Origin of the sequence: Cupriavidus necator (assembly GCF_040578825.1) — a bacterium.
Lineage (GTDB): Bacteria > Pseudomonadota > Gammaproteobacteria > Burkholderiales > Burkholderiaceae > Cupriavidus > Cupriavidus necator_E.
Map to the genome: position 1 here is coordinate 42,337 of NZ_JBEFLI010000008.1, position 26,098 is coordinate 68,434.

Consider the following 26,098-nt stretch of genomic DNA (forward strand, 5'->3'; position numbering starts at 1 on the left):
GAACGGGGAACAGCATGACGGTACTGGTATTGGGATTGATCATTTTTCTGGGTGCGCACTCGGTACGCATGGTTGCCGACCGATGGCGCACGGCGCAGATTGCCAGGCTCGGCCCGGGTCGCTGGAAAGGCCTGTACACCCTGGTTTCGATTGCCGGCCTGGCGCTGGTTATCTGGGGCTACGGCCTGGCCAGCGCGCATCCTGTGGTGGTCTGGACGCCGCCGGCGTGGGGCCGGCACGTTGCGGCATTACTGACGATCCCGGCCTTCGTGCTGATTGCGGCGGCCTATGTGCCCGGCAACCACATCAAGGCTGCGCTCGGTCATCCGATGCTGGCAGGCGTGCAGGCCTGGGCCCTGGCGCACCTGGTTGCCAACGGAACACTCGCCGCAGTGGTGCTGTTTGGCGCTTTCCTGGCATGGGCCGTGGCGGACTTCGTGTCAGCGCGCCGGCGGGACCGGCAAGCCGGAGCCGCCTACCCGGCCGGGACGGCTGCGCGCGATGCCATCGCAACGGTTGTGGGGCTGGCAGCCTGGGCGCTGTTCGGATTCGTGCTTCATGCATGGATGACCGGCGTGCGGGCGATCTGATCCGGCGAGAACAGCACATCGAATCCTCCCAATCCTGCAAGCTCTGGTGACGGGTGCCGCCCCTTGGTTCATCCGGTTGCACCCCATAAAATGAAGTGGCGCCCTGGAAGGCGGCGTTGGTTTCTGCCGCAGCAAAGGAGATGTCATGAAGCGTCCTATGCAATTGCATCGCTATGCGCAAAGGCCCATTGACGAGCCCGCCAGCGGGGCTGGCGTCCCGACCGCCGGCTAGACAAAAAGACCCGACAACAAGCAGCGACGAGGCGCGTAAATCCATGGAGAGCGTCGCCTATCCCTACCGGCCCGTACGCGAACGGGGCACCTTGGCGTGCTTTCTGCTCGCCCTGCTCATGCACCTGCTGCTCGGCGCCCTGCTCTATTACGGCGTGCGCTGGCGCAGCGCGGCGCCGGAAGGTGTCGCGGCCGAATTGTGGGAGGCCATCCCGGAAACCGCAACGCCGGAGCCGGTAACCCCGCCGGTGGCACGCGCGAAGCAACCCGTCGAAGAGGAAGAGGCAGACATCTCGCTGCAGGAAAAACAGCGCAAGGCCGAGCGCGCCGCGCGCGAGGACGCCCAGGCGCGGCAGCGCGAAAACCAGGCCCGTGCCGAAGCCGCCCGCAAGGAGGCACAGCGCAAGGAGATGCAAGCGCAGCGGCAGGCCAGCAATGCCCAGCGCCAGGGCGAACTGGCGCGGTTGCAGGCGCAGGCGGCGGGCAGTGCCGGCTCGGGGTCCGGCACCGGCGCAGCCGCGAAGCCTTCGTCCCGTTATGCCGAGCGGGTCCGACAGCGGGTCAAGCCGAATATCATCTTCAACGAAGAAGTCAGTGGCAATCCGGCGGCGGTGGTGGCCGTGCACATGGCGCCGGACGGATCGCTGCTGTCGACCAGGCTCGCCAGGTCAAGCGGCAATGCGGCCTGGGACAGCGCCGTGATGCGCGCGGTGGCACGGTCCGACCCGCTGCCACGCGACGAGAACGGCGTCGCTCCCGCCAATATCAACATTACGTTCTGGCCCAAGGACCAGGCAGGCTCGTAGCGCTGGCTTCTGGCTCGCGCGGTTGTCGCGGGAAATGCGGCCAGGCGATTATCCTTTCCTCGCCGGCCTTAAAGTCGACCTGCCTCCACATGAAACGCCTGATCGGACCTGAAGCTGTAAAATGAGCCAGCCCGTTTGCGCGGCGCAACAACGGTCCGCGTACGAAGTGCACCAGCGCCCGCGAGGGGAAACCGAGAAAATTGCCTCATGAATCGTAGAGATGCGCTGCGCGCCTGCATGGTTGCCGGCCTGATGGGCACGACGGCATCCACGTTTGCATCCAGGCAATCCCCCCGCGTGGTGTTCCTGAACCCTGGCGAATCGGTCCTGCGCGGCACGGGGCAGCATTGGCAGCTGGTCTCCAAATTCATGAACATGGCCGCAACGACATTCGATATGCGGCTGGAGGTGCTTTACGCGGAGCGGGACCATTTGCTGATGCAGCGCCAGGCCGAGGAAGTCGCTCAACGTAGTGACCCGCCAGATTACGTGGTGATGGTCAACGAGAAAATGGCCGCGCAGCAGATGCTGAAGACGCTGGCACGATCGCCGGCAAAGGTCCTGGTCATCCACAACGACCTCACCCCCGACCAGCGCCGCCAGATCGGAAACGAACGAGAACAATTGCCTAACTGGATCGGTACGCTAACCGCAAACGCCGAGCGCGGCGCCTACCGCCTGATGCAATATCTTTATCAACGGCTGGGCCAGCGCGAGGCGCAGGTGATTGGCATTACCGGAGATCCCAATACGCCGGTCTCGCTGGAGCGCGCCGCTGGCGTCGCTGCATTCCTGGCGCAGGTCCCAAATGCGCGCATCCGTCAGCTGGTCTTCAGCGACTGGAGCTACGCCGACAGCAACCAGAAGGCGCGCGTGCTGCTTGCCCGGTACCCGGAAACCACTGTGATCTGGGCCGCGAACGACGTCATGGCGATGGGCGCAATGGATGCGGTCAAGGCAAGCAAGGCCCGCGTCCTGGTGGGAGGAATGGGCGCATTGCCGCAGACGCTTGCGAGTCTGATCGACGGGGACCTGGCGGCCATCGTGGCGGGAGACTATTTTATCGGTGCCTGGGCCATGGTATTGCTGCACGACTACCACTGGGGCAAGGACTTTGCCACGCCCGGAGGCGCTCGCCTGAAGCTCGACTTTCTGAGCATCATTCACCGTGACAACGCTGCCCGCTTCGCCGATGTCGTGTTCCGGCGCGGCGAGACGCTGGACTTCGGGCGATATTCAAAGCGTCTGCACCCACGTCCCGGCGCCTACGATTTCAATCTGGAACATCTGTTGAAAACCACGACGAAAGTCTCGTGATGCAACTGTCGCCACGGCTTGCGCTGGGTTCGCTCAGTCTGCACACCAAACTGATGCTCGCGCTGGTCGTGCTCGTCGCGACCGTCGCCGGCACCTCTGCCTATACCCTGGTCGAGCACGAGCGCAATCGCCGGCTTGTCGAACTCCAGGAGCGCGCCACCCGCATCGCTGACTTGCTCAGCCGGTCACTGGCCCAGCCCTTGTGGAATATCGATCTTGGTGCCATCGAGAGCCAGCTTGCCGCGCTTTACCCGAATCCCGAGGTCGCCGAGTTCACCGTTACGGCCGTGGGCTACGGCACGGTGTCCAGCCTGAAACGCAAGTTGAATCCTGATGATGGCGTGGTGCGGATCAGAACCATTGAATACGGCCCACCTGGCAACACGTCGAAGGAAAAGATCGGTGAGGTTCGCGTCGTCCTGACGAAAGCGGTAGCGCAACAGGCGATCAGCGGCGCCCGTCGGGCCATTCTCGCCATCATGACGGCTGTCGTTGCCGTGATCTATGCCGCGACCTTCCTGTTGCTGAAGCGGATGGTGCGCAGCCCGATCAATCGCCTTGAAGAAATGGTCGACCGGATCGCCGGCGGGGATCTGAACGCGACCTGCACCGTGGAATCCGGCGATGAACTGGGACGGCTAGCCATGCGCGTCAATGTCATGGGTGAGCGCCTGCGCGCATCGACGCTGCGCCTGCGCGACAGTGAAAGGAAATATCGCGGCATCGTCGAGAATGCGGTTGAGGGTATTTTCCTGCTCAATGAGGAGGGGAAACTGGGCGAGGCCAATCCTGCGATGGCGAAACTGCTCGGTTATGCCAGCGCGGCCGAGCTGATTGCGACTGCGGAGAACGATCCGCGTAAACGACCGTTTTCGCCGACGCAGACTGAAGGGCTGTTTGAGGTGCTGCGCACCACGGGCGAAATCCTCGGCCTCGAACTGCAATTAAGTCGCCTTGACGGCACTCCCATCTGGGTTCAGCTCAATGCGCGCGGCCTGGCCGAAGACGATGGCAGCTTGCGCAGCCTTGAAGGCCTGCTGACCGATGTCACCGCGCGCAAGCACGCCGTGGAAAACCTGCGGCTCCAGCGCGACCAGCTCGAACTGGAAGTCAGCGAGCGAAAACGGACCGAGCTGGAACTGCTGGCATCGCGCGAACGGCTACAGCAACTGGCCGCGCACCAGGAAGCGATCAGAGAGGAAGAAAGAAAGCTCATCGCGATGGAAATCCACGATGAGCTTGGCCAGCTGCTGACTGCGCTAAAAATGGACGTGTCGTTACTGAGAATGCAATTGCCGCCTGGTTCCGCTGCGTTGCAAAAGGCCAATGGGATGCGCGACCTGGTCGAGAAAACCATACAGATCGTGCGCAACTTGGCCAGCCACCTCCGGCCCACGGCACTGAATTATGGCCTCGCTTCCGCACTGGAATGGCTCGCAGCGGATTTCAGCCGTCATACCGAGATTCCGTGCCATTTCGATGCAAAAGGACCCGAACCGAGCCTGCCGGACCCGCGTGCGACAGCGATTTTTCGTATCGTGCAAGAATCGCTGACCAATATCGCCCGCCATGCCAACGCATCGCGTGTGGATGTCACGCTGGCCAACACCGAAGCGGGGATCGAGCTGATCGTCAGGGATGACGGGCAGGGCTTCGACATCGTTGCCGCGCGGGCTGGCCACTCGTATGGTCTCCAGGGCATGGCCGAGCGTGCCCGATTGATTGATGCACAACTGGATATCGACAGCGAGCCGGGGTGCGGCTCGGTCATACGCCTGCAGATTCGCGATGATTCCCCTGCGTCCCAGTGAGCATGAGTCTTAGCCGGCGCCCTAAATCAACTAAGCTTGAGGCTGGACTCTCAAAGCGGGCTTCCCATGCACTGCACCCTCCTCCCTCCGCCTGGCCACGCCTTGCGCAGCGTGCTGGCCAAGTGCACCGTCATCGCCCTGCTGGCCGCCGCCATGGCCGGATGCGAAGCGCCGCCGCGGGACACCTCGAAAACCCCTGCGCCGCCACGCTTGCCCATCGCGGCCGATGACGACGTATTCCCTGACCCGACGACCGTGCGCGACCCTCGCGCCCCGGCAGCGCCCGCTCCTAAGTAGGGCGTTATTTTCCTGGACGCGAAAAAAAGCCCGCTGTAATCCAGCGGGCCTTCCTATTCGATCAACTCCTGCCTGCCATAACTATGGCCAAATGATCACCTGCGGGCTGACCACGATAGCTGGTTCCGCCTGATAGACGGCACCAGGCGGGTAATACGCCGCGGGTCGATCCTTGCACTTGCGTTCTTCCTTGTACTCACCGTTGCCCTTCCCCTTGCGCTCAACTTTGCAGTGGCCGTCCCAGTACTCTTCGGCAGCGCCGGCGGGGGTCCCTGCTCAGGCTTCTTCCCTCCCGCCCTCGCCCACATAGGGAATGGCGTGCTCGACCGTGTCCCAGATATAGCGGCCCGACGGGCTCTGCTGCTCCTCGACGATATGCGCCACCAGCCCGGCTGCGCGCGAGATCACCGCAAAGCCGCGCATCACCCCGGTCGGCACGCCGATCTCGCCCAGCAGCGCCGCCACCGCGCCGGTGGCGTTGATGGTGAGCGGGCGCCCCGCCACCTCGTCCACCGCGCGCGACAGCGCCTCCAGCGCGCGGATGCGGCCGCCGGCCAGCTCGGCCTCGGCGCGGCCCAGCTCCAGCAGCTTATAGGCGCGCGGGTCCACCGGCTTGTGCAGGTGGTGGCCGAAGCCCGGCACCGGGCTCTTCAGGCCCTTGTAGTGGCGCGCGATCTCCAGCGCCTCGGCCCCGGCATCCCCGGCGGCAACGATGCGGTCCAGCAGCACCGAGCAGTTCTCCATGGTGCCGACGAAGGCGCTGCCCACCGCCAGCAGGCCGGCCGACACCGCGCCCTGCAGGTTCTCCGGCGCGCTCATGTAGATCAGCCGGGTAGCGATGGCGCTGGGCGTCAGCCCGTGCTCCATCAGCACGATCAGCACTACGTCCGTGATGCGCAGGTCCACCGGGCGCGGCTTGCGGCCCAGGATCTGCATCAGCATCACCTCGGTGAAGGTGGTCTTGCCCATCAGGTCTTCGACCAGGTCGGCGTCGCGATAGTGCAGGCTGGTCAGCGTGTGCGTACACAGGCGGGTCACGGGCTTGGCGGAGAAGGTCATGGTCTGGTCTCTCATTGCTTGTTGTCGGTATCGGATGCCGGCTCGGCGCCGCCCGCCAGCGCGCGCTCGCGCACGGCGGTCTTCAGCACCTTGCCCACCGGCGAGCGCGGCAGGCTGGTATGGAAATGGATGCGCTTGGGCGTTTGCACCGGCCCTAGCCGCTCGCGCACGAAGGCGACCAGCTCGGCCTCGCTGGCCTGCTGGCCGGGGCGCAGCTCCACCGCGGCCCGCACGGCTTCGCCCCACTTCTCGTCGGGCACGCCGAACACGCTGCACTCATGCACCGCGGGGTGCTGGCCCAGCGCGTTTTCCACGTCCACCGGGTAGACGTTGAAGCCGCCGGTGATCACCATGTCTTTCAGCCGGTCCTTCAGGTGCAGGTAGCCGCGTTCGTCGAGCAGGCCGCGATCGCCGGTGTGCAGCCAGCCGTCCACGATGGTCTCGGCGGTCTTGTCCGGCAGGCGCCAGTAGCCGCTCATCAGCAGGTCGCCGCGCGCCACCACCTCCCCTACCTCGCCCGCCGGCAGCAGGCGGCCGTCCGGCGCCATGATGGCAATGTCGCTGAACCAGCCGGCCAGGCCGACCGACGTCCAGTTGCGCGCGTCAGCGAAGTCGTCGGGACGCATCACGGTCAGGATCTGCGGCGCCTCGGTCTGGCCGTAGGTGGTGCCCAGCACCGGACCGAAGAAGTCGCGCACCTCGCGGATCTTCTCGGGCGGCATCGGCGCGCCGCCGTAGATCAGCCGGCGCAGATGCGGGAAATCCGCGCGCGAGGCGCCGGGCAGCGCCATCAACATGTAGAGCAGCGTGGGCGGCATGAAGCAGGCGGTGCCGCCCCGCGCGCGGAAGGCCGTGCGCACCGCCTCGGCGCCGGCGCCGTCGAGCAACACGTGGCAGCCGCCCTGGGCCAGGACTGGCAGCAGGTAGGTGGAGGTGCCGTGGGTGATTGGCGCGGCCACGATGTAGCGCTCGTTCTGGTCAAAGCCCCAGGCATGGATCTGGTTGGCAATATTGGCCATCCATGCCCGGTAGGGCTGCATCACGCCCTTGGGCGCCCCGGTGGTGCCGCCGGTGAACTTGATGGCCTGGGTGGCGTCGGGTGGCAGGTCGAAACCGGGGCGCGGCGCGCCGGCATGGCGCTCGGCAAGCCCTGCCAGCGTGGCGATTTCCGGCTCGCAGCCGGCTTCGTCGCCGCAGCGCAGCCGCAGCCCCGGCGCACCCTCCAGCAACGCCGCGCCGCCCGCATCGGCAATCAGGATCGACGGCTCGGTGGCATCGACGATGCGGCGGATCTCCGGCCGCGTGCTCTTGGGATTCAGCGGCACCCAGACCTTGCCGCAGGCCAGCACCGCCAGCAGCGCGGCGATATGGTCGGCGCTGTTGCCGGCGCAGATGCCGACGCGGCTTTGCGGGGCCGGGTCCAGCGCCAGCAGCGCAGCCGCCAGCGCGGACACGCGCATCGCCAGCGCGTCGTAGCGGATCGGCCCGGCCGGCGCGTCGATGGCGATATTGGCGGGCCAGCGATCGGCCGCGCGCCAGAAAAAGTCGATGGGATACATGAGAGGAAGACGCTCCTTGCTGGGGGGATGGCCATGGCCGGCGCGGCGGCGCGCTGCGGCTACTCCGCGCGGGCGCCGGACTGCCTGACCACGTCGTGCCAGCGCCGCGTCTCCGACACCATCAGGCTGCGCAGCTGGTCGGGGGTGCCGGGCTCGGTCGTGGCGGCCAGATCCTGCAGGCGCTGGCGCACCTCGGGCGCGCCCAGCACCTTGTTCAGCGCGCCGTTCAGGCGCTCCACCACCGCGCGCGGCGTGCCGGCCGGCGCCGCCAGGCTGAACCAGGACTGCACGTCGAAGCCGGGAAAGCCCGACTCGGCCACGGTGGGCACGTCCGGCAGCAGCGGCGAGCGGCGCGCACTGGTAATGGCGATGGCGCGCAGCTTGCCGGCCTGCACGTGCGGCAGCGACGACGGGGTGTTGTCGAACATCGACTGCACCTGCCCGCCCATCAGGTCGGTCACCGCCGGCGCGCTGCCACGGTAGGGCACGTGCAGCATGTTCAGCTTCGCCTGCATCTTGAACATCTCGCCCGACAGGTGGATCGACGAGCCGGCGCCCGAGGAAGCGAAGGTGACGCCCTGCGGCGACTCCCTGGCGAACTTTATGTATTCCGCCACGCTGTGCACCGGCAGCCTGGGGTTGACCACCAGAATGTTGGGAATCCTGGCGATCAGACCGATCGGCTCGAAGTCCTTCAGCGGCTCGTAACCGGGCTTGTCGTACAGCGAGGCATTGATGGTGTTGGCGATGGTGTAGACGTACAGCGTATAGCCGTCGGGCGCGGATCTCGCTACCACTTCGGCGCCCACATTGCTGTTGGCACCGGGGCGGTTGTCCACCACGACCGGCTGGCCCAGTTGCGCGCCCAGCTTCTGCGCCACCACCCGCGCGATCACGTCGGTGGCACCGCCGGCGGCGTAGCCGACCACCAGTCTGATTGGCCTGGCCGGCCAGGCGCCGGGCTGGGCATGGGCGGCAAGCGGGGCGAAAGCGGCCAGGGCGGCGCTGCAGCAAAGCGCGGCGCCCAGCGCCAGCAGGCGCCGGCGCGGCGCGTCGGGGAAGGTCATGGCTGTCTCCGGTTTCGGCGCGGCGCCTGCGATGGCGCCATCTGTTCGGGCTGCGGCATACTGCGGGGATCGCAGTGGCCGGCCAACCCATTCTTTCCCATGCCTTCCCGCACCGCCAGTCAAAACGTCCGCCAGGCGGACGAAACGTCAGCCGCCAAACGGGCCCGGCGCAGCACGCGCGCACCTGCCGCAGTCGCGCCGCAGGCACGCCGCCGCAGCCAGGCAGTGGCAAGCAAAGCCACGCCCGAGTCCGCCCGCGCAGGCACCGCCGAGGCTGAGGGCGACCCCGGCGGCTGCCGCACACTGCTGCGCGGCCTGCAGCTGATCGACGCCGTGCGCGCCGGCGGCCGCGACGGCCTGCGCGTGGTCGAGCTGTGCCGCGCGCTGGGGCTGGAGCGCGCCACCATCTACCGGCTGCTGCATACGCTGATCGAGGCCGGCTACGTGGCGCAGCGCGGCCGCTTCCACTACGCCGCCGGCCCCCGCGTGGCGGCGCTGGCGCAGCCGCCCGCGCCGCCAGACCTGGCCGCCAGGCTGCAGCCGGTGCTGGCACGCGTCAGCGCCGCCTGCGGCGACGCGGCCTTTGCCATCGTGCGCGAAGGGCCGCTGTCGCATTGCATCGCGCGCCAGGTCGGCACGCATCCGGTTCAGGTCCTGGTGATCCAGGTCGGCACGCGCCAGCCACTGGGCGTGGGTGCCGCCGGCCTGGCGCTGCTGTCCGCCCTGCCCGACGACGAGGTGGCCGCCACCATCGCCGCCAATGCGCCCGTACTCGGCCAGTACGGCGGCATGACGCCGGACCGCATGAAGATCCTGGTGCGCGCCACCCGCGCGCGCGGCTGGTCGGTGATTGGCAACCACGCCACGCGCAATGTGCTGGCCGTGGGCATGGCCGTGCGCAATACGGATGGCGAGCCGGTCGCGGCGATCAGTGTGGCATCGACCATGGCTCGCATGCCGCGTGAGCGGCAGCAGCTGATCGCGCGCACCATCCAGCAGGCACTGGCTGCCGAGCTTCCCGCGCGCGTGGCACTGCGGCGAGGACTGAGATGAGGGCGATGGTCGAGCAGGCACAGCCATCTCCACCCACGATGGTGCGATAGCGAATCATTGATTTGCAGCGGTCCGGCCGTCCTTCACGATGAACGCACCAGGCCACCGCGACACCGGGTCGCGACGCCTGGCCATTCATCAGAGGAGACGGCATGAAAACCCTGAAGACAACTTGCCTGGCAGCGCTGGCGCTGGCCTTCGCGACGGCGGCTGCCGCGCAGGACCTATATCCCGCGAAACCGGTTGTGGTGGTGGTACCGCAACAGCCGGGCGGCGCCAACGACGTGATCGCGCGGATCGTGACGACAAAGCTTGCCGCGCAACTTGGCCGGCCGGTGGTGGTCGAGAACCGCCCGGGGGCAGGCGGCAATATCGGCACCGCCCATGTCGCAAAGGCCGCGGCGGATGGCTACACGCTGCTGTTCACAGTGAGCAGTGCGCACGTGATCAATCCGGCGTTGTACCAGCGCACCGGCTTTGATCCCCTGCTTGCCTTCGTGCCCGTCGGCAGCGTGGCGACGGCCGGCTATGTACTCGTTGCCAACCCGTCCTTCGGGCCGGGCAACGTGCGCGAACTGGTCGATGCCGCGCGCGCCAGGCCGGACACGATCACGTTCGCCTCGGCCGGCAACGGCACGCTGAACCACCTGCTCGGCGAAATGATCCAGCAACGCGGCGGCATCAGGCTGGTCCATGTGCCGTACAAGGGCGCCGCCGCCGCGGCGTCAGACGTAGTGGGCGGACAGGTGGCATTGTCCGTGCAGAGCGTACCGTCGGCCCAGGCTTTCATACGCGCCGGCAAGCTGAAGGTGCTGGCGGTGACCAATGAGAAGCGACTGCCGTCGATGCCCGGCGTGCCGACCGTGGCCGAGACGCTGCCAGGCGTCGGGGCGACGCCCTGGTACGGGCTGTTTGCCCCCGCCAATACACCGGCTGATGTGGTCGCGCGCTTGCGTAGCGCGCTGGGCAAGGTCTTGGGGGATGCCGAAGTCCGTGATGCGCTCGGCCGGCAAGGGGCCGAACCGTTTGCCTCGGAGCCGCGCCAGTTCGACGCGCTGATTCGCAGCGACCTGGCCCGCTGGGCCGACATTGTCAGGACCGCCGGCGCCACTGTGGACTAGACGTCGGGTCAGCGTGGGGCGCGTGTCGCCCCGGCGGACGCAACGAGGGCCTGTGCCGGCGGGCACAGGTGGTCGACCAGTTTCCGCGCCGCGACGGGCAAGGCCTCATAGGATCGGATGCAGAGGTTCAGCTTGCGATGCGCCCACGGCGCATCCAGCGCGACCACGCGGATACCCATGGTCCTGGCATAGCGCCGCGCCAGGCTGACAGGGAGGATGCCGATGCCCATGTCGGATTCCACCATCAGGCAGACGGCATCGTAGCTGTTGACTTGCATGCGGAACTTCACCGGCACGCTGTGCTCGCTGCCATAGCGCAGCAATTGCAGATTGATGTAGCTGCCGGTCTGCAGCCCGATCAGGTAGTGCTCGAGCACTTCCCGCGTGCTCAGCTTCTTTCGCGACGCCAGCGCGTGGCGCCGCGGCACCACGACTACCAGCTCGTCCTCGCGGTACGGCAGCGTGATCACGTCCTGCGGCGTCGTGCCCAGATCCGCAAAGCAGCCGACATCCGCGGCGTTTTCGGCGACGCCCCTCAGGATTGCCGTGCTGATGCGCTCTTCGAGCTGCAGTTGCACGTCGGGGTATTTCTCGATGAAGCCATGAAGATCGGCGGGCAGGAACTGCGCGATCGAGGACACGTTGGCATAGATTCGAACCAGGCCGCGGGTGCCGCTGGCGTAGTCCTGCATCATCGCGGCGATATTCTCGAGGTCGTTAACGATCCCGCGCGACAGGTTCTGCAGGGCGATGCCCGCCGGCGTCGGCACGATGCCCTTGTTGCTGCGTTCCAGCAACTGCGTGCGCAGCGCCGCTTCCAGATCGCTGATGCGTTTGCTGACTGCCGAGGCGGCGATATGCTCCCGTTCCGCGGCGGCGGCAATGGTACCGAGCTCAGACACTGCAAGGAACAGCCGCAGCGAGACGGGATCGATCTTCATGGCGTCAGCGGTCCGGCAGCGGACCGGGATATCGACAGGTAGCAGGCATTATGCGCGCCACGCAAGCTCCAGCACAGCCCGCAGGTCGGCCTCGTTCGTGATCGGCCGGACATTGTTGCGCGTCACCATCGGATGGTCGAGCGCCGGGCCGATCATCGCATCGACCTGGGCCCGCGTCAGCCCCAGGTCATCCAGCGTGGTCGGCATGCCCAGCCGCACCAGCAGGCCGTGGAGGATGGCATGGAACGGCTTGTCCGGCTGGCCGATTGCGGCACGCAGGCGCGCATGCTGCGGCTCGACCCAGCCTTCCAGCCATTTCGCCTGGGCCAGCATGAGCACGCATGCGGCATCGCTGTGCGCGATCCCGCCATAGGGTCCGATGATATGCACCATCCAGTGGCTGAAGCCGTGCGGCACGGACATCTGGCCCATGCCGGTGTACCAGGTGGCCAGCTGGCACTGTGTCAAGGAGGCAAGGGCATCCGGCACGCTGGCGTCCGCCAGCTCGGGCAGGTGCCGGACGTACAGCGCGACGGCTTGCTCGGCCAGCAGGCCCGCAAAGGGATGGGGCGACGACGAGCAGGCCGTGTTGATGGCATGGTCCAGGCCACGGACGCCGGTCGACCACAGCAGCCGGACAGGCGTCTGCTGCAGCAACGCGGGGTCATAGAGGATCGCCTGTGGCGAGCCGTCGGGCACTACGAAACGTGCCTTCAGCCGGGTTTCGTCATCGATCGGCGTGCTGACCGGCGTCCATTCCGACGTGGCCAGCGTCGTCGGGATCGCGATCTGGCGGATGGCGGCGGGCGCGTGCGATGTGGTCAACATCTCGGTGCCGTCTGGCGACAGAACGAACTGCAGCCTGAGCAGGGCCTCGCGGTCATAGGCGTTCTCGGAGATGCACAGTTGCATCGCCTTGCACATGTCCATGACCGAGCCGCCGCCCACCGAGACGATGACGTCGGCGCGCGCGTCGCGCGCCTGCCTGGCAGCCTTCAGTACGTTGGAAAGCGGCGAATGCTCGCCAACTTCATCGGTGAGGCCGACGATCACGTTGCCAAGCCGCGCCTGCAGCCGGCCGATCCAATCGGTCCTGGTCCGGATCGAGCGGGAGCATACGACGAAGACCCGCCGGTATCGGAACAGCGCCAGCACATCTGGCAGGGCCTCGATAGCCGACACGTTGTGGAAGACACGTTCATGTCCGGTGAAGCGGTAACGCTTCGGTTCGACGATTGCCATCTGGAGTCCTCGCGAAGGGTGGAAAGGTTGTCAGATGATGGCGCCGGGCCTGCCGGCGGCAAATCAGTGAATCGAGAGGCTGCCATCGTGGATGGCGAAGGTAGGTGGCGTCGTTGGCGCGAACTGCGAGTTTCCGCACGCCGGAAGTGCCGGGGTTGATTGGAGCCTTTGCCAAAAACGGATATCCGTGCCGGTGCAGCCCCTGCCCGCCGAAAGTCGGTGTGGTCGATGGCATGGGGGCGCGGGGCGTTGTGCGCGCGGCTCGCCATTCCGGGCCGGGCGTGGCGGCTTTGTCGGGACTGGCTAAGTGGCGTCCGGTCGGCGGCGTGCGCGGCTGACCAGTTTAGCGAAGAGCGCGTACCCCGCGGAAGGGGAGAACCCTGACGATCAAACCACTGCCCGCAAGACCGCCATCGCCTGCGCATGCAACGCGGGAGTCGCCGCCGCAAGCATCTGACCGTTGAACCTTGCATCGATCGGGTTGCCATCCCAGTCGGTAACCATCCCGCCGGCGTTCTCGATGACCGGGACCAGGGCAATCACGTCGTAATACTCGAGGTCATCCTCGACCACCAGGTCGCAATGGCCTGAGGCGAGCAATCCGTACGCGTAGCAATCGGTGCCGAAGCGGGTAAGGCGAACCGCCGCGGCCAGGGCGTCGAACCTGGCCCGATTGCGGCCGAGGAACATATCCGGGGACGTGGCAAAGAGCCGGGCCTGCGCCAATGCCGTGCACGGGCTCGCATGGACCGCAACGCCATTCATCTCGGTACCGCCCGCCTGCCCGACCCAGCGTTCGCCCAGCGCGGGCATCTCGATGACGCCCAGGATCGGGCTGCCATCCACCACGAGCGCGATCAGCACACCAAACAATGGCACCCCGCAGATAAAGCTCTTGGTGCCGTCAATCGGGTCCACCACCCAGCATGAGCCGGAGACCAGTTCACCCCCCTCTTCCTCGCCGAGAAAGCCATGATCCGGGTATCGGTCAGCCACCATGCTGCGCAAGCGGGCTTCGATCTCGCGATCGGCGCGCGTGACCGGACTGGCATCGGCCTTGGTTTGCACGTCAATGGCGGTGCGGAAATAGCGAAGCGCCAGCGTCCTTGCCGCATCGGCAAGTTCATGGGCGAACGCTTCCAGGTTTGCGTGGTCCGTCGGCATCACGTTTTCCTCGGTTCAGGCGATGGTTCCAGCAGGATAGCGCGCTCGGCCGCGATCTGCCGCGCACCGGCTCAAGGCTTCGGCATCTCCGCGGGTGCAACCGCAAGGCCGTCGATGCCGCTTCGCATCACTGAATCGGCGAGGAATCCGCTCTCACGCAATCAAGGGCCGTGTTGTTGACATCCTCCCCTCCTTCGGCCTGCGGCCACCGCCCGACGGCGGAAAGGGAGGGGGTTCCTTCGGCGCTACGCGATGCGTTGCGCAGTCGCTGCGGTGGGTTCCTGCTTCACCGAGCGGCCCGACTGCACCGACTCTCCACAGGCTGCAACGCGATCCGGCGAATCGGCGCATGTCGCGCTGCTGCTCACCGCGCAGAACCAGCAGCGCACGCAGGCGCCGGAGCGCCTTAGCGCGCCAAAGTGGATTGTTGGCGTGCGAGTCGGAGTATTGCGTCATTGAGAATCTGCAAGGTTGGCGATGATCGTGTGCAGGCCTTATCGGGGGCCCGCTTCAGTCATGGGGTTACAGGTTCCGCTCCCCCAGGCCGACCTTCGCGTAGATGGTGTTGATGTGCTCTTTGACGTCATCCGGCGTGTCATCGTCAGCCGGCAGGTGCGACCACCCCACCTTGGCGCGGGCATAGCGTGCGATGACTTCATCCTGGTCCGACGTGCCGCCGCTGATGCCATAGGCGCCGACCATCACGTTGTGCTTGAAGACGGGAGCGCAGCCACCGGAGGCCACCACCTGGCCGTTGGTGAACACCGATGCGTTGGCCAGCATCTGGGGATTGCGTTCCTTGAACCACTGCTGGATGACCAGGCCATCCGGGAAGCGCGGGCTCATCGAGCGGAAAGCCGCGGCCGTGTACGCCTTCGCCCTGGCGGTGTCCGGCGTGATAAAGCCGGCATCGTCCATTCGTTCCAGCGCGATCAGGTGGCCCTCCGGACCAACCACCGCCACGGTGATGGGAACCCGCATCTCGGTGGCCTTTTCGACCACGACCTTGATGAATTCCCGGCACTCCAGTGCTGTGAGCTTTTCCATTGCTACTCTCTCTTCCTTGGTTGATCGCTTGGTTGAGCGCTTAGTTGAGGGTGATGCCTGCGTCCTTCATGACGCGACCCCATTTGTCCGTCTCCTGCAGCATGTATTTCGCAAAGGCTTGCGGCGCCATGCCCTCCACTTCGAACCCTTGCGTCCCCAGCTGCGACTTCACGTCCTCTGACTTGAGCGCTTCGTGGAATGCCGCAACCAGTTTCGTTTGCACGGCAGCCGGTGTGCCTGCCGGCGCGACGACGCCGAACCATACGGAGGATTCGAAGTTGCGAAGCCCGAGCTCAGCCAGCGTTGCGAGCTTCGGTGCTGCCGGCGAGCGATGCGCACCGGCCGAGGCCAACGCGGTCAGCTTGCCGTCGCTGACGTAGCGCATCACGGTCGATGCCGGTGCGAACATGACATTGACCCGTCCGGCAAGCAGGTCAGTCATGGCTTCGGCGCTGCCCTTGTAGGGAACGTGGAGCATTTCCACGCCGGCGACTTTGTCGAACAGCAGCGCTGCCAGGTGCGGCGAGGTGCCAATGCCAGACGACGCGTAGCTCAGCTGACCGGGCTTCGATTTCGCCAGGGAGATGAAGTCCTGCAGGGACCTGGCGTTAAGGGATGGATGCACGACCAGCACGTTCGGCACGCGGCCAAGGAGCGTGATGGGGACAAACGATCTGGGCAGGTCCACCCCCACGGTGCCGCGCGAGTTCGCGTTGATGGCATTGGCCACCGTCACGACGAACAGCGTGTAGCCGTCAGGCGGCGACGCGGCGACGGCACGGGCCGCCGCGGAACTGCTCGCGCCGGGACGGTTGTCGACGACCACCGGCTGCTTGAGGATTTCCCCGGCGCGTTTCGCCACGATGCGCGACACGACATCCGTTGAGCTGCCCGCGGCGAAGCCGACGGTGAGTTTGATGGGACGATCGGGAAAGGCCTGTTCCGCCATTGCACCGGCCGGACAAACCAGTGCAAGGGCCGTGGCAAGACCACAGAGAAGGTCACGGCGTAGCATTTCTGTCTCCTGTGCAGGATGCCTTCTGTGTCATGGCACCCGTTGCCAGCATTTAATACCCGCGCCATCTATAATTCAAACGACTTATACCTATCAATATATTGGGTTTTCCAATGAATGTGACGCTAAAGCAGCTGCAGGCGCTGGTGCTGGTGGCGCGCTATGCCAGCTTTACCAAGGCGGCGGAGTCCATGCATCTGACCCAGTCGAGTGTGAGCCTGCTGGTGCGGGATCTCGAGGAAACCCTGAATGCCAAATTGCTGGACCGCTCCACACGCTCGGTGGCGCTGACGGAGGTCGGGCACGATCTCTTTGCCGGGGCGGAACGTATTCTCGGTGACCTCAACCACGTGGTCACGAACGTGGGCGAGCTGGTAGCGAAGCGGCGTGGCCGCGTGGTGCTGACCGCGCCCCTGGTTCTGTCCAGCACGTTTGTGCCGAGAGTGATTGCCGCGTTCCGATCGCGCTACCCCGGCATCGAGCTGCTGCTCAAGGACTCGCTACCCGACCAGGTGCTGCCCCAGGTGGCAAATTCTGCGGCGGACGTCGGCATCGGGACATTCGGCTCGACGCCCGATGGTGTGCACGCCACCGTACTGTTCCGGGAACCGCTCGCCGCGGTCTTTCCCATCGGCCATCCCCTGGCTGGCAAGGCACAACTGAACTGGGCCGATCTGCGGGACATGCCCTTGCTGGCGTTGCCCCGTGGCAGCGTGCTGAGGGAACTCGCCGACAGCGGACTGATCGCCGCTGGCCTGGACGGCGAACCGGTCTTCGAGGCGACCTACGTCGGCACGCTGATCGGCCTGGTCAAGGCTGGCCTTGGCGTGGCGATCGTGCCAGGCTCCGCGACCGTGCTGGCCGACCAGAGCAAGATCGCCTGGAAGCGGCTGGACAATCCCGTCATCGAGCGCGAAGTGTTCCTTATCCACCGCGGCGCGAGTTCGCTCTCCCCGGCAGCCGAAGCGTTGATCGAAACGATCGGGCAGGAAGCCTTGACGTTCTTCTCCGCGGTGACGGCATAGGCTGCCACTAAGGCGCGACGACGCCAGGATCATTCCGGTAGGCGCGCACGATGCCGAGAAAGGCCTGCAGCACGGCAGACGTGTCCCCGCGGCGATAGACACAGCTCAGCTCGATGTCGCGCAACCTGGGATCTTGCAAGGGCTTGTACACAACCCCCGGCAAACGGAGATTGGCTGCGGACTCCGTCGTGACCGCGAGTCCAAACCGGCTGGCGACCAGCGCAATGCATGTCACCACGTCCTCAACCTCCTGCTCGACCCGCAGCCTGGCCCCTGCCAGCCGGAACGCTTCCGCAACCTCCTGCGCCAGACCGTGCAGCGGGATATTGGGGTAAAGGATCATCGGCTCGTTGTCGAGATCGGCGATGGATATGGCCTTCCGGCGGCACAGTGCATGGCCCTCGTACAGGGCGACCAGATAGGGCTCGCGCAGGACCGGTTCCACAACCAGGTCTGCTTCTTCCGGCACCAGGCGGTTAAACGCCACGGTGATACGACGCTCGCGCAGCGCAACGATCTGCTCGTTTTTCGTCATGTTGTGAAGGCTGATCCGGACTTCCGGCCGCGCGGTATGAAACCGGGCCAGCAGGCGGGGAATCACGTTGAGGATGCCCGCGCTGAAGATGCCCACGTCTAGCCGCCCGAGCATGCCCGCCCCCGCGAGCCTGGCCTGCTCTTCCGCCAGCCTGGTCAGCGCCAGGATGTTGGGGACGTCCTGCAGCAGCCGCTTGCCCGCCTCGGTGAGTTCCGTGCCGCGATTGCCGCGCTCGAACAGCCGCACGCCGATCTGCCCCTCGAACGCCCGTATCTGCCTGGTCAACGGAGGCTGGGCCATGTGCAAGCGCTCGGCGGCCCGGCCAAAGTTGAGCTCCTCCGCCACTGCCAGGAAGTAACGCATCTGACGCACGTCCATTGTCGCCTCGCTGTCCTGCGGAAATCACGATACCGGAATGGTATCACCGGGCATGAAAACGGTATTGGACCGGCATCGCAGCGCGCCGCAATACTTCCTCCACTCTCAGGAGATTCGCTATGCCAATCGTTCAAATCTCGCTGGTCAGCGGCCGCGATCAGGCCGTCGTGAAGCGCTGCCTCAAGGCCGTTGCACAGACCGTACATGAAACGTTAGGGGCCCCGCTCGAATCGATCCGCGTTTTCGCCACGCCCGTGGAACCGGCGCACTGGGTCATGGGCGATCGCGCCAAGGATGAGCCCGCCGACACCCGGGAGGTATCCGAGTGAAGCCAACCGAAATCGCAACCGCCGCCCTCGCCTTGCGGCAAGCGGCGCAAACGCGCGAGTACATCGCCCCGTTACGCGAAACCTATCCGGACCTCACCATCGAATCTGCCTACGCGATCCAGCGTCTCAACACGGTGCAGAAATGTGGCGAGGGCCATCGCGTGGTGGGTTGCAAGATCGGCCTCACCTCCGTCGCGGTGCAAAAGCAGCTCGGCGTCGATCAGCCGGACTTCGGCATGCTGTTCGACGACATGAGCTATGGCGATAGCGAGCCCATCCCTTTCGAGACGCTGACGCAGCCGAAGATCGAAGCCGAGATCGCGTTCGTGCTGGGACGGGACCTGACGATGAACCATCCCGGACAACTGGACGTCCTCAACGCCGTGGAATACGCGCTGCCGGCGCTCGAAATCGTGGGAAGCCGGATTGCAGACTGGAACATCGGCATCACCGATACCATCGCCGACAACGCTTCTTCCTCGGCTTTCGTGCTCGGCAGTTCGCCGAAAAAACTGAGCGAAATCGACCTGCGCCTGTGCGGAATGGTGCTGGAACGCGCGGGTGACCCGGTGTCGACCGGTGCCGGCGCCGCATGCCTGGGCAATCCTCTGAACGCCGTCGTTTGGCTGGCCCGCACGATGGCCGCGTTCGGCACCCCGCTGAAGGCAGGCTCGGTGGTCCTTTCGGGGGCGTTAGGCCCGATGGCCGCCGTACGCGCCGGCGACATATTCGAAGCCCGCATCAGCGGACTGGGCTCCGTCAGGGCCGTATTCGGGCCATCGGCCAGGGAGGCAGCATGAGCCAATACTCCGACTTCGCACGCATTCTCGATGCAGCCGCGCAACGCGCGCAGCCCGTCGCGCAGTTCGATCCCGAGGGAGTCATGCCCCTCGCTGAAGCTTACGAAGTGCAGCGTGCATCGATCCGATGCCGCCTCGCGCGCGGCGAACAACGCGTTGGCGTAAAGATGGGCTTTACCAGCCGCGCCAAGATGCTGCAGATGGGCCTGTCCGACGTGATCTGGGGACGGCTGACCTCCGGCATGCTCATCGAGGAAGGATCGACAGTCGATGTCTCGCGCTTCATCCATCCGCGTGTCGAGCCCGAACTGGCGTTCGTCCTGCGCGCGCCGCTTTGCGGGCAGGTCACTGCAGCGCAGGCGCTCGCTGCCGTGGAGGCCATCGCGCCGGCGCTCGAAATCATCGATTCGCGTTATCAGGACTTCAGGTTCTCGCTGCCCGAGGTCATTGCCGACAACGCCTCGTCAAGCGGCTTTGTCATCGGACCATGGCAGGACCCGCACCAGGACTTCTCGAACCTGGGCCTCACGCTGTCGCTCGACGGGCGCACGGTGCAGGTCGGATCCACCGCCGCGTTGCTCGGCCACCCGCTGCGGTCACTGGTCGCTGCCGCGCGTCTGGCCGAGCTTGCCGACGAGCCCCTGCAGGCCGGATGGATCGTCATGGCCGGTGGCGCGACGCCCGCCGAGTGGATCACGCCGGGGCAGTATGTCTGCGTCGACATGGAGCGGCTTGGACGGACGGGCTTTCACGTCGGCGGCTGAGACCGCCCGGGTTTTATGGAGACAGACATGCAACACAAGGTCAAGGTTGCGATCATTGGGCCCGGCAATATCGGCACCGACCTGATGATCAAGGTCATGCGCAACAGCAAGCATCTGGAGATGGGCGCCATGGTCGGCGTCGATCCGGCGTCGGACGGCCTGGCAAGGGCATCCCGGCTCGGCGTTGCCACGACCGCCGACGGCATCGAAGGTCTGCTTCGACTCGATGTCTTCCGCGATATCGATATCGTCTTCGATGCCACCTCCGCCAGCGCGCACGCGCGCCACAACGAGGTCCTGCAACGTGAAGGCGTGCAGGTGATCGACCTCACGCCCGCGGCGATCGGTCCGTATGTCATTCCGGCGATCAATCTCGAGGAAGAGGATGCGCCGAACATGAACATGGTGACGTGCGGCGGGCAGGCGACGATTCCCATGGTGGCGGCGGTGTCGCGCGTCGCCAGGGTCCACTACGCCGAGATCGTTGCATCGATCGCGAGCAAGTCCGCCGGACCCGGCACACGCGCGAATATCGACGAGTTCACCGAGACCACCCGCAAGGCGATCGAGCAGATTGGCGGCGCCGAGCGCGGCAAGGCCATCATCGTGCTGAATCCGGCGGAGCCGCCATTGATCATGCGCGATACGGTCTTCGTGTTGTCGGAACAGGCCGACCGCGCGGCCGTGGAGCAAAGCATCGCCAGCATGGTGAAAGCCGTCCAGTCTTACGTACCCGGCTACCGCCTGAAGCAGGCGGTCCAGTTTGAGGACATTCCCGCGGACAAGCCGATCAATGTGCCGGGGCTTGGGCTGCGGCATGGGCTCAAGACCTCGGTATTCCTCGAGGTCGAGGGCGCAGCCCACTATCTCCCCGCCTATGCGGGAAACCTGGACATCATGACCTCCGCGGCGCTGGCGTGCGGGGATCTGATGGCGCGGCGCCGGATGGCCGCCGGCATCGCGCGTGGCGCAAAGGAGTGAAAACAATGAACCCCACCAAGCGAATCTACGTCTCGGATGTCACGCTGCGCGACGGCAGCCATGCCGTACGCCATCAGTATAGCCTGGACAACGTGAAAGCGATTGCCGCCGCATTGGATCGGGCCGGCGTCGACAGCATCGAGGTCGCGCATGGCGACGGCCTGGAAGGCTCGAGTTTCAACTACGGCTTTGGCGCACACTCGGATGTCGCGTGGATTGCGGCCGCGGCGGAGTCAGTCCGCAACGCGGCAATTGCGACGCTGCTGCTGCCGGGCATCGGCACCACGCACGATCTGCGCAATGCGTTTGACGCCGGCGCTCGCGTGGTCCGCGTGGCGACACATTGCACCGAGGCGGACGTTTCCCGCCAGCACCTGGAATACGCACGCGAGCTCGGCATGGACGCCGTCGGCTTCCTGATGATGAGCCACATGACAACGCCGCAGCATCTCGCGGCACAAGCGAAGCTGATGGAAAGCTACGGCGCGACCTGCGTCTACGTGGTGGATTCGGGCGGCGCACTGGGAATGAGCGACGTGCGCGACCGCTTCCGGGCATTCCAGGACGTGCTGGATCCGAAGACCGAAACGGGCATCCACGCGCATCACAATCTGAGTCTCGGCGTTGCGAATTCGCTGATTGCGCTCGAGGAGGGTTGCACACGCGTTGACGCAAGTCTGGCCGGCATGGGCGCCGGTGCGGGCAACGCGCCGCTGGAGGTATTGATTGCCGCGGCGGAACGCCAGGGGTGCAAACACGGCTGCGACCTGTATGGCCTGATGGACGCCGCGGACGACCTGGTCCGTCCGCTCCAGGACCGCCCGGTGCGCGTGGACCGCGAAACGCTTGCGTTGGGCTACGCCGGCGTGTATTCCAGCTTTCTGCGCCACGCGGAAATCGCCGCCGCCAAGTACGGCCTGAAGACCGTAGACATCCTGGTCGAACTGGGCCGCCGCAAGATGGTAGGCGGCCAGGAGGACATGATCGTCGATGTGGCGCTGGATCTGCTTCGGGATGGAACGCTTCACTGACAGGGGCGGCAATCCGAAGAAATTACCCCCGCCGGCTGTAAAAGCTGCATGCAACCACCTGAAGCCATCGGATACCGCACCTGCGTATCGGTTTTCAATGCTTCAGCGCTTCGGGTGCGCATCTTGCGTCCTGGTTGGACGACGTGCCATGCCAAGGGGATACCATGCCTGAGCAAAAACCTGTCGTATTGATCACCGGTTCGGAAGGCCGGATTGGTAAAGCGATCGCCGACGAACTGTCGCACGCATATACGGTCGTGGGCTTCGAACGCGCCTGCCGGGGCGATAACTGCCTGGATGCGGACATCACATCCGACGAATCGCTGGCGCAGGCTTTCGCGCAATTGCGCGCCGGGTACGGCGAGCGCATCGCCTCGGTGATCCATCTCGCTGCCTTCTATGACTTCTCCGGCGAACCCGATCCGCAATACGAGGAAGTGAACGTCAAGGGCACGCAGCGGCTGCTGCGCGCCTTGCAGGCCTTCGAGGTCGAACAGTTTGTCTATGCCAGCACCATGCTGGTCCATGCACCGAGCGCGCCAGGGCAACCCATCAACGAAGATTCCCCGTTGCAACCGGCATGGGCCTACCCGGAATCCAAGCTGGCGGCCGAGCGCATGGTGCAGGCCGAGCGCGGACGCATTCCCGCGCTGACGCTGCGCATCGCCGGCGTGTATACCGATAACTGCGAACTGCCTGCGCTCGCCTATCAGATCGAGCGCATTTACGAGCGGCAGATGTTGAGCAGGCTGTTTCCCGGCGATGCGACGCACGGACAGGCGTGTGTGCACCTGGACGACGTGGCACGGGCGTTCCGCGCCGCCGTCGAGCGGCGCGCGCAATTGCCGGAAGAGACCGCGATTCTGCTCGGCGAGCCGGTGACTGAAAGCTATGAAGCGTTGCAGAACCTGATCGGGCGGCTGGCGCATGGCGAACCCTGGGATACGCGGCAAATCCCCAAGCCCGTCGCCGCCACGGGCGCATGGCTACAGGACAAGGCGGAGGCGGTGATCCCGGATGCGATCGACCGCGGCACGGAGCCGTTCATCAAGCCATTCATGGTGGAGCTGGCCGACGATCATTACGAGCTCGACATCTCACGCGCCGAACGCCTGCTTGACTGGCATCCGCAACACAACCTGCGCCGCTCCCTGCCGCTGATGATCGGCGAATTGCGCGAAGATCCGGCGCAATGGTACAAGCGCAACAAGATTCCTCTGCCGCTGTGGCTGGAAGAAAGCGCGGACCAGGGCGCGCCGAGTCCGGCTGCGATCGCCGAATACCATGCGCTGGACCGCTCCGAGCATCAGCGCACGCTGTGGTGCCACTTTGCCAACGTCGCGCTGGGGCTGTGGCTGATCAGCAGCCCGTTCGTCCTTGGCGTTGCCGACACCTGGCTGCAGGCCATTGAACCGCTCACGCCGACCGGGCGCGGGCTCGCTTACTCCGACACATGGATGACCCTCAGCGATGTCGTGACCGGCGCACTGATCGTGCTGTTCGGGCTGTTGTCGCTGTCGCGCGATGCCGGCTGGGCCCGCTGGGCCGTGGCCGCGCTCGGCTTGTGGCTGCTGTTTGCGCCGCTGCTGTTGTGGACGCCCAGCGCGGCAGCGTACGCCAACGCTACGCTGGTCGGCGCGCTGGTCATTGCGTTCGCGGTCGCGATCCCGTCAGCGCCAGGCATCAGCCCGATCGCCCGCGTATCCGGGCCGGATACGCCGCCCGGCTGGGACTATAGTCCGTCCGGATGGACCAACCGCCTGCCCATCATCGCGCTCGCGTTCGTGGGGCTGTTTATCTCTCGCTATCTGGCGGCTTACCAGCTTGGCCATATCGGCGCCGCATGGGATCCGTTCTTCGGCGACGGCACGGAACGCATCGTCACCTCCTCGGTGTCCGAGGCATGGCCAGTGGCCGATGCCGGCCTGGGCGCGGCCGTCTATGTGCTGGAGATCATCACCGGCGTGATCGGCGACAAGCGGCGCTGGCGCACGATGCCGTGGCTGGTGCTGGTGTTCGGCATCCTGATCGTGCCGCTGGGCGTGGTCAGCATCTTCTTCATCATCATCCAGCCGGTGTGGCTCGGCACCTGGTGCACGGCCTGCCTGATCGGCGCGCTGGCGATGCTGCTGCAGATCCCCTATTCGTTCGACGAGATCCTGGCCACCTTGCAGTTCCTGAAGAACCGGCGCCAGCAGGGCAAGCCGTTGTGGTACGTGCTGCTGCGCGGCGACACCATGGCCGGCGGCAGTGCCGACTATTCGGACAACTTCGAGGCGCCCGCCGGCGCGGTGCTGCGTGAAATGCTGCTTTCCGGCGTCAACCTGCCCTGGACATTGCTCGCCAGCGGCGCCATCGGCATCGCGCTGATGGGTTCGCGCCTGCTGTTCGATGCCTCCGGTGCCGCGGCCGACAATGACCATATCGTCGGGTCGCTGGTCGTGACCTTCTCCATCATGGCGTGGGCCGAGGTCGGGCGTCCGCTGCGGCTGGTCAATATCGGCTTCGGCGCATGGCTTGCGGCAGCGCCATGGATGCTCGACGGCTACACCGGCATCGGCGCCGCGATGTCAGTGCTGCTTGGCGTTGCGCTGGTGTGGCTGTCCTTGCCGTTGGGACGGATCGAAGGCCGCTACGGCGAATGGGACCGGATCGCGCGATTCAGCCCCGCCCTGCCTCGCAGGCTGCGCCATGCGCATACATGAATGGCTGCGGGGATAGCGTCAGGTTACGGCCGGCAAGCTCTCGGCAAACGCACGGCGAAGGTGGTCTCCGCCTGGTCGGACCTGACCTCGATCGCGCCGCCGTGTGCCTTGGCAATTTCGCTGGCAATGTACAAACCGAGCCCGAGGCTTCGTTCGTCGCCATGACGGTTGTCGTGGTCCGGCCCGCGCCTGAGTGGGTCGAAGATGTATTCAAGCATCGAACTGTCCAGCGCCGGCCCCCGGTTCCTGACTTCGAACCGCACCTCCTCGTCCTCGCCCGTCGCCACCACCTCAATGGCGGTGTCCGGCGATCCGTACTTGATTGCATTCAGGACAAGATTGCCAAGCACTTGCTGCAGCCGCTGCCCATCCCAGACGCCCTGCAGGTCGCCATATAGATGGAGACCGATTTGCCGCTCCGGATGAACCGCACGGAGCTGGTCCAGTTCGTCCGCAAAGCGCGCCGCCAGATCGATCTGGCTGGGATGGATATTGAGCCCCAGCCCCAGCCTGGTCCGATTGAAATCGCACAGGTCATCCAGCAGCGCCTGCATGCGTGCGCCGCTGCGCATCAACCGGGTCGCCGCTTCCGACACCGTTTCGCCGGCATTGAGGGCGCTCAGATAAGACGCGGTGACGAGAATCGTCTGGAGCGGGCTGCGCATATCGTGCCCGAGCATCCCCAGTAACAGGTTGCGCGCTTGCTCGGCCTGGGCACTGAAAAAGCCGATCGATTCGGCAATCGCCTGGTCAATGGCCTCATTGAAACGGATAACGTCGTCCAGGAGCGGCTCCGATGGCTCGCAGGCGGCGATCCACAAGCGAAGCACGCTGGCGCGTAGCGCCCGGTACTCCGCAGTCAGCTGGGTGACGGTAAAGCCACTGCATCCGCGCAGCCATGCATGGGTTTGCGCCGCTGTCTCCGGAGCATCGAGAGGCCTGGAGCTTCTCCCTAGCGACTTCTCGTACTGCTCCTCGCTGGTCTGCGAGGTCCGCAAATCCTTCGCCACGGCCTCCAGGATTTGCTGCGCGTGGTCGCGAAGCGCCGTGGAATCCATGTGGGCGGCCGAAGGCAGCATGGTCGAGGCAAAGGTTTCCCACTGCGCCAGGATCGGTTCCATGTCTTGCAGGATGAAGTCGGCTAGTCGCATGCGGCGCTTCCTGAGTGGGGTGCGGGAAAGTGAAGCTTCCCCTATTCTTCAATGTAGTGCGACCACGCGACAGAAATCA

At 65.6% G+C, this 26,098-nt stretch carries 23 protein-coding genes; 13 read left to right on the forward strand and 10 right to left on the reverse strand.

Annotated elements, in window-relative coordinates:
* The first annotated feature begins 14 nt into the window (after positions 1–14).
* From AB1I47_RS06555 to AB1I47_RS06570, 4 genes are all read left to right on the forward strand, one after another.
* Entirely contained in the window at positions 15–590 is a 576-nt protein-coding gene (locus AB1I47_RS06555) for an NnrU family protein (RefSeq protein ID WP_354682959.1), read from the forward strand.
* 275 nt (positions 591–865) lie between these two features.
* On the forward strand, positions 866–1,627 hold the full coding sequence (gene tolA, locus AB1I47_RS06560; RefSeq protein WP_354682960.1) for a cell envelope integrity protein TolA: 762 nt from the start codon (positions 866–868) through the stop codon (positions 1,625–1,627).
* 207 nt (positions 1,628–1,834) lie between these two features.
* A complete protein-coding gene (locus AB1I47_RS06565) occupies positions 1,835–2,944 on the forward strand; it encodes an ABC transporter substrate-binding protein (RefSeq protein ID WP_354682961.1) in 1,110 nt (369 codons plus the stop codon).
* Positions 2,944–4,755 (forward strand): sensor histidine kinase, encoded by a 1,812-nt coding sequence (locus AB1I47_RS06570; RefSeq protein ID WP_354683027.1) that lies wholly within the window; start codon positions 2,944–2,946, stop codon positions 4,753–4,755. Before AB1I47_RS06565 ends, AB1I47_RS06570 begins: the two co-directional genes overlap by 1 nt.
* Before the next feature lie 573 nt (positions 4,756–5,328).
* Here the strand turns inward: AB1I47_RS06570 and AB1I47_RS06575 are convergent.
* The 3 genes from AB1I47_RS06575 to AB1I47_RS06585 are packed head-to-tail and all read right to left on the reverse strand — an operon-like array spanning position 5,329 to position 8,737.
* Positions 5,329–6,111, reverse strand: a complete 783-nt coding sequence (locus AB1I47_RS06575) for a citryl-CoA lyase (protein WP_354682962.1) — start codon at positions 6,109–6,111, stop codon at positions 5,329–5,331.
* 11 nt (positions 6,112–6,122) lie between these two features.
* A complete protein-coding gene (locus AB1I47_RS06580) occupies positions 6,123–7,670 on the reverse strand; it encodes a class I adenylate-forming enzyme family protein (RefSeq protein ID WP_354682963.1) in 1,548 nt (515 codons plus the stop codon).
* 59 nt (positions 7,671–7,729) lie between these two features.
* The gene (locus AB1I47_RS06585; protein WP_354682964.1) at positions 7,730–8,737 is read right to left on the reverse strand and encodes a tripartite tricarboxylate transporter substrate binding protein; all 1,008 of its coding nucleotides are present in this window, start codon (positions 8,735–8,737) and stop codon (positions 7,730–7,732) included.
* 99 nt (positions 8,738–8,836) lie between these two features.
* On the opposite strand from AB1I47_RS06585, the gene AB1I47_RS06590 reads away from it, so the two are divergent.
* Together AB1I47_RS06590 and AB1I47_RS06595 are read left to right on the forward strand one after the other, a co-directional pair.
* Entirely contained in the window at positions 8,837–9,790 is a 954-nt protein-coding gene (locus AB1I47_RS06590) for an IclR family transcriptional regulator (protein ID WP_407935800.1), read from the forward strand.
* Positions 9,791–9,942: 152 nt separating this feature from the next.
* A complete protein-coding gene (locus tag AB1I47_RS06595; protein WP_354682966.1) occupies positions 9,943–10,911 on the forward strand; it encodes a tripartite tricarboxylate transporter substrate binding protein in 969 nt (322 codons plus the stop codon).
* 8 nt (positions 10,912–10,919) lie between these two features.
* Here the strand turns inward: AB1I47_RS06595 and AB1I47_RS06600 are convergent, their stop codons facing one another.
* The 5 genes from AB1I47_RS06600 to AB1I47_RS06620 form a co-directional block, all read right to left on the reverse strand.
* Positions 10,920–11,852, reverse strand: coding sequence for a LysR family transcriptional regulator (locus AB1I47_RS06600; RefSeq protein ID WP_354682967.1), 933 nt, complete (start codon positions 11,850–11,852; stop codon positions 10,920–10,922).
* Positions 11,853–11,900: 48 nt separating this feature from the next.
* Entirely contained in the window at positions 11,901–13,094 is a 1,194-nt protein-coding gene (locus tag AB1I47_RS06605) for an iron-containing alcohol dehydrogenase (protein WP_354682968.1), read from the reverse strand.
* Between the two features lie 387 nt (positions 13,095–13,481).
* A complete protein-coding gene (hisN, locus tag AB1I47_RS06610; RefSeq protein WP_354682969.1) occupies positions 13,482–14,258 on the reverse strand; it encodes a histidinol-phosphatase in 777 nt (258 codons plus the stop codon).
* Between the two features lie 522 nt (positions 14,259–14,780).
* Entirely contained in the window at positions 14,781–15,305 is a 525-nt protein-coding gene (locus AB1I47_RS06615) for a GlcG/HbpS family heme-binding protein (protein ID WP_354682970.1), read from the reverse strand.
* 40 nt (positions 15,306–15,345) lie between these two features.
* Positions 15,346–16,320 (reverse strand): Bug family tripartite tricarboxylate transporter substrate binding protein, encoded by a 975-nt coding sequence (locus AB1I47_RS06620; protein ID WP_354682971.1) that lies wholly within the window; start codon positions 16,318–16,320, stop codon positions 15,346–15,348.
* 113 nt (positions 16,321–16,433) lie between these two features.
* On the opposite strand from AB1I47_RS06620, the gene AB1I47_RS06625 reads away from it, so the two are divergent.
* Positions 16,434–17,345: a LysR family transcriptional regulator gene (locus tag AB1I47_RS06625; RefSeq protein ID WP_354682972.1), complete on the forward strand. Its 912-nt coding sequence runs from the start codon at positions 16,434–16,436 to the stop codon at positions 17,343–17,345.
* 7 nt (positions 17,346–17,352) lie between these two features.
* Here AB1I47_RS06625 and AB1I47_RS06630 read toward each other — a convergent pair whose 3' ends face one another.
* Positions 17,353–18,258 carry a LysR family transcriptional regulator gene (locus AB1I47_RS06630; RefSeq protein WP_354682973.1) on the reverse strand — a complete coding sequence of 302 codons (906 nt, stop codon included), beginning with the start codon at positions 18,256–18,258 and terminating at the stop codon, positions 17,353–17,355.
* 119 nt (positions 18,259–18,377) lie between these two features.
* Here AB1I47_RS06630 and AB1I47_RS06635 point away from each other — a divergent pair, with 119 nt between their 5' ends.
* From AB1I47_RS06635 to AB1I47_RS06660, 6 genes are all read left to right on the forward strand, one after another.
* Positions 18,378–18,587 (forward strand): tautomerase family protein, encoded by a 210-nt coding sequence (locus AB1I47_RS06635; RefSeq protein WP_354682974.1) that lies wholly within the window; start codon positions 18,378–18,380, stop codon positions 18,585–18,587.
* Positions 18,584–19,387, forward strand: coding sequence for a 2-keto-4-pentenoate hydratase (locus AB1I47_RS06640; protein WP_354682975.1), 804 nt, complete (start codon positions 18,584–18,586; stop codon positions 19,385–19,387). The genes AB1I47_RS06635 and AB1I47_RS06640 overlap by 4 nt, the downstream gene beginning before the upstream one ends.
* Positions 19,384–20,151: a 2-keto-4-pentenoate hydratase gene (locus tag AB1I47_RS06645; protein WP_354682976.1), complete on the forward strand. Its 768-nt coding sequence runs from the start codon at positions 19,384–19,386 to the stop codon at positions 20,149–20,151. Before AB1I47_RS06640 ends, AB1I47_RS06645 begins: the two co-directional genes overlap by 4 nt.
* A gap of 27 nt (positions 20,152–20,178) precedes the next feature.
* Positions 20,179–21,132, forward strand: coding sequence for an acetaldehyde dehydrogenase (acetylating) (locus tag AB1I47_RS06650; RefSeq protein WP_354682977.1), 954 nt, complete (start codon positions 20,179–20,181; stop codon positions 21,130–21,132).
* A gap of 5 nt (positions 21,133–21,137) precedes the next feature.
* Positions 21,138–22,163 (forward strand): 4-hydroxy-2-oxovalerate aldolase, encoded by a 1,026-nt coding sequence (dmpG, locus tag AB1I47_RS06655; protein ID WP_354682978.1) that lies wholly within the window; start codon positions 21,138–21,140, stop codon positions 22,161–22,163.
* A 164-nt stretch (positions 22,164–22,327) separates the two neighbouring features.
* Positions 22,328–24,868 carry an NAD-dependent epimerase/dehydratase family protein gene (locus AB1I47_RS06660; protein ID WP_354682979.1) on the forward strand — a complete coding sequence of 847 codons (2,541 nt, stop codon included), beginning with the start codon at positions 22,328–22,330 and terminating at the stop codon, positions 24,866–24,868.
* A 23-nt stretch (positions 24,869–24,891) separates the two neighbouring features.
* Here AB1I47_RS06660 and AB1I47_RS06665 read toward each other — a convergent pair whose 3' ends face one another.
* Positions 24,892–26,019, reverse strand: a complete 1,128-nt coding sequence (locus tag AB1I47_RS06665; RefSeq protein WP_354682980.1) for a sensor histidine kinase — start codon at positions 26,017–26,019, stop codon at positions 24,892–24,894.
* Positions 26,020–26,098 lie beyond the last annotated feature (79 nt).